Annotated in this window: 2 protein-coding genes; both read left to right on the forward strand. The window is 39.1% G+C overall.

Annotated features, from left to right (window positions below; all coding sequences use genetic code 11):
- The first annotated feature begins 564 nt into the window (after positions 1-564).
- The gene (locus tag J7K40_12670; GenBank protein MCD6163245.1) at positions 565-1,260 is read left to right on the forward strand and encodes a T9SS type A sorting domain-containing protein; all 696 of its coding nucleotides are present in this window, start codon (positions 565-567) and stop codon (positions 1,258-1,260) included.
- A gap of 58 nt (positions 1,261-1,318) precedes the next feature.
- Positions 1,319-2,350 (forward strand): T9SS type A sorting domain-containing protein, encoded by a 1,032-nt coding sequence (locus J7K40_12675; protein MCD6163246.1) that lies wholly within the window; start codon positions 1,319-1,321, stop codon positions 2,348-2,350.
- The last annotated feature ends 312 nt before the right edge of the window (positions 2,351-2,662 follow it).

Genomic DNA, 2,662 nt, shown 5'->3' on the forward strand with positions numbered 1-2,662 from the left:
GCCCCCCGTCATCAACCCTATTCAAAAAAAATTCAAATGATTTTCAAATCATCATTCTTAAGTGAACAGTATTGGGGCTAGCCCTCTTAATGATAGAAAAACCGGATAATGGTGAGAAAGTTATATAAAAAGCCTTGTCAAAATAAAAAAATATATTATTATTACCTGAAGGTATTAAATGCGATAACTAAAATCTTAGGAGGATTTTTTATGGGTAAAAACAAAAGTCTAATTCTTACAACAGTTTTTCTTTCGATGATTCTTGTTGTATCAGCCCAGGCAATGCCGCGTCTTGTGCTTCTCGAACATGAAACCTCAACCACGTGAGGTGGCTGTCACAGCGCTGATCTGGTCTTAGATCAGTTATTTGAAAGTTATTCTGATATTTTTATTCCGGTAACCTATCATTGGGGATCAACCGACCCATTCCGTAATTATAATCCTACTGAAAACTATAACAGGTGTACGTATTATCCTCCTCACCCGAATGGTTATTACTATACTCCTTATGCCTGGATTGATGGTATTGTCAGAGGTGGCTACAATTATAATTCCTGGGGTAATATGGTTATAAGCAGGGCAACCGTAGAATCACCAATTGAGATACTGCTTGATGGCAGTTTTAATGATGTTAATCTGACAGGCAATCTTGATATCACAATAATTGCTCATGATCAAATCACTCAACAGGGTCTTAAAATAAGGATTGCTCTTACAGAAGACAGCGTATATTATAGCGCGCCTAATGGCACGCAATGGCACAATTTTACTATGCGCGATATGATACCCAGAGAAGTCGGCATTTCTATCGAGTTGTCGCAGGGTGATACGCTGCGGCATTCGGAAGGTTTTGCCTGCTTAAGTCCGCTTGAATACGAACACTGCAGATTAGTAGTATGGGTTCAGGCTGATGACAGCAACAAAGAAATTCTGCAGACAGCCGCTATTGATGTTTTTGATATTGCAACATCAATTGATGAAGAGATAGAGATTCCAACAGAAATTTCGCTGGCTCAGAACTACCCTAATCCGTTTAATGCCAAGACCACTATTTATTACAACCTTAAAAACACAAGTACTGTCAAACTGGAAATATATGATTTAGCCGGCAGAAAAGTGGCAACATTAACCGATGCTGTTCAATCAGCCGGCGATTACCAGGTTGTCTGGGATGCCGGTTCTGTCGCCAGCGGCGTATATTTTTATCATTTAACAGCTGATGATAAAAACCTAACCAAACGGATGGTTTTGCTAAAATAGCAAAAAAATAATATTTCGATAACATGAAAACGATGCATCACAAATAAAAGGCTTAGGTATGAAAATGACAAAGCAGATGATAATCACAGCCTTACTCTTTACCCTTGTAATGGCAATTAATGTTAACGCTCAGAATAGATTTGTTCTGCTGGAGAATTTTACCAACACTGGATGCGGCTATTGCGCTGATGATGATGTGGCGTTAGATCAATTAACCGAACAGCATTATGATGAATTTGTTGCAGTTAGGTATCACACGTCATGGCCGGATGGCAGCGACCCTTATTATCGGTTCAATACATTCGAGAACAATGCTCGAAAAAACTATTATAATGTTGCGGGAGTGCCAACTACAAAGGTTGATGGTTATCTTACCGCCACCAGCCCAAACTCGTTTTATAATCTAATTGTAACGCGTAGTAATATGGAGTCCCCTCTTGAAATCGATATTGACGGCACATACGATGATGATACCAGAGAAGGTACTCTAAATATCACATTAAGAGCTATTGATGACGCATATTGGGATAGTTTATATCTAAGAATAGCCTTAACCGAGTCGGACCTGTTTTTTCATGCGCCAAACGGTAATGATTGGCATCACCAAACTATGAGGGATATGATTCCAAACGCAAACGGAATAAATTTTGACATGTCATTCGGGGATACCCTTGAGTTCTCTCAAGATTTTGCTGTAAATCAGCAATTGGCATCAGACAATTGCGAACTGGTAGTCTGGGTACAGTCTGATTATATAAAAGAGGTTTATCAGGCTGCTCGTTTTCCTCTTGCTCAAACCTCAATTGCTGAAAGCGCCGAATTGCCCGAGAATTTTTCGCTGGCTCAGAACTACCCTAATCCGTTTAATGCCAAGACCACTATTTATTACAACCTTAAAAACACAAGTACTGTCAAACTGGAAATATATGATTTAGCCGGCAGAAAAGTGGCAACATTAACCGATGCTGTTCAATCAGCCGGCGATTACCAGGTTGTCTGGGATGCCGGTTCTGTCGCCAGCGGCGTATATTTTTATCATTTAACAGCTGATGATAAAAACCTAACCAAACGGATGGTTTTGCTAAAATAGCAAAAAAATATTTCTATACAGGGCGTGATGCATATAATAAATACTGCATGACGCCCTTTTATATATATATTCAATCAGGCAAGTTTCTTATCTCATACATATGACCCGCATTATTCACAAATCTTAACATGTGCTGGCACCCGCCATAGGCGGATAACATGTGCTGGCAGAAGTTTTTCTTCTGCCAGAGCTGTCGGAAGTAACTTCCGGCAGCACAAAAGTATAGTATGTTTCATAGGATTAACATTTTCAATAAGTAGGGTTTGCTGAATAAATATTAACTTCTTTGTTTATCAATAGATAGATTTGTTC

The sequence above is a fragment of the Candidatus Zixiibacteriota bacterium genome (assembly GCA_021159005.1).
GTDB lineage: Bacteria > Zixibacteria > MSB-5A5 > UBA10806 > 4484-95 > JAGGSN01.

What these genes read in the sequence shown, in the direction of transcription:
- J7K40_12670 (MCD6163245.1), top strand. Translation starts at nt 565, where the DNA reads ATGGTTATAAGCAGGGCAACCGTAGAATCACCAATTGAGATACTGCTT.
- J7K40_12675 (MCD6163246.1), top strand. Translation starts at nt 1,319, where the DNA reads ATGAAAATGACAAAGCAGATGATAATCACAGCCTTACTCTTTACCCTT.